The organism is Streptomyces sp. NPDC057565 (genome assembly GCF_042801455.1).
GTDB lineage: Bacteria > Actinomycetota > Actinomycetes > Streptomycetales > Streptomycetaceae > Streptomyces > Streptomyces yanii.
In genome coordinates this window covers 1-1,261 of sequence record NZ_JBHVFU010000186.1, presented here as the reverse complement: position 1 = coordinate 1,261, position 1,261 = coordinate 1, and the positions used below count along the sequence as shown (strand labels likewise).

The window sequence follows — 1,261 nt, the reverse complement described above, 5'->3', positions numbered from 1 at the left end:
ACCCCCCGGATCATCAACAACAAGGGGGGGAAGTCATGCCGGACCCGAAGGCCGGTAGCCCCGTTGCGGAGCCACGAAAAAGGTAACGGGGGGGGTGACGTAGGGGATGAGTGATCCGTAGAAGGGGATCGCGTGGCTGGCGAACAGTCCTGCGAGCTCCTGGCCGCCGTCCTTGCGCCAGTCGCCCTGGAGCTCGGCGGCAACGGTGACGGTGTTGTTGAGTGTCACGCCCGCGTTTTCCATGCGGCGCGCGGCGGCGAAGGTGGCCAGCTGGTTCCAGGTGCCGGAGGCGTCCAGGACGGCGTGCGCCTGGTAGCCGGAGGCGACGGCGGACTGGGCGGCGAAGGAGACGCAGACGTCGGTGCTGATGCCCGCGATGATCAACTGGTCGCGGGCGGTCGCCCTGACGGCGGCGGCGAACTCCGCGTTGTCGAAGGCGTCGATCTCGCCGGGGCGGCGGATCACGGGGGCGTCGGGCAGCTCGGCGGAGATCTCCGGCAGCAGGATGCCGTTCGGTCCGCTGTCGGCGCTGGTGGTGATGACTACTGGGAGGCCGTGCGCCTTCGCGATCTTCGTGAGGGCGACCACATTGCGGCGCAGCAGTTCCTGCTCCGGGTCCTGGACGCCCAGCAGCAGACCGACCTGGTGGTCGACGAGCACGAGGGCGGCGCGGTCACGGGTAGGAGCGTTGCGGCCTGGGCCGCGCGCGTGACCAGGCCGGTGGCACCGCGCCGGGCGGCGCGTAGCCAGTCCCGAACCGTGCGTGCCGGGACGTCGAGGTCGCGGGCGATCGCTGCCTGGTCGGCGACCTGCGTATGAGCGAGCCCCGTCGCTCAGGGGCGCAGGGCACCCCGGCAGTCCGGGCAATGCAGCAGTCGGGCCTGCAGCATCTGCCGGGTCGCAGCAGCATCGAGCACCCAGAGCACGATCACTTACCTGTCGCATCCAGGCAGCGTCACCGCGGCGCCGCCCGACCGGGAAGTGGGGAACTGGTGTTGCAGCCTGCCTGGACGATCACGTGGAGCAGGGCGGATGCTGCGGCCGTGGGCATCATCAACGCGTCCGTCACGCGGCTCCATCGCTTGGCGGTATGTCCCGGAATGTGCTCTTGGTCGGTTGGTGCTTTGCTGCTCGGTGGCGGCAGGCTGGGTTTCTTGGCGTGCCGTTCGTCTGTGCTTCCGAAACCGAGAGGCTCAAGGAGGAGTCCCGCATGTCCGTCTATACCCCCCAGCAGATCAGCCAGCCGCAGACCCAGCAGCCG

General features: G+C 69.3%; 1 protein-coding gene. It reads right to left on the bottom strand.

Translation table 11 applies throughout. From position 1 onward, the window contains the following. Nucleotides 1-33: 33 nt before the first annotated feature. The gene (locus ACFU8W_RS52505) at nt 34-660 is read right to left on the bottom strand and encodes an isochorismatase family protein (protein WP_384053017.1); all 627 of its coding nucleotides are present in this window, start codon (nt 658-660) and stop codon (nt 34-36) included. Between the last annotated feature and the right edge of the window lie 601 nt (nt 661-1,261).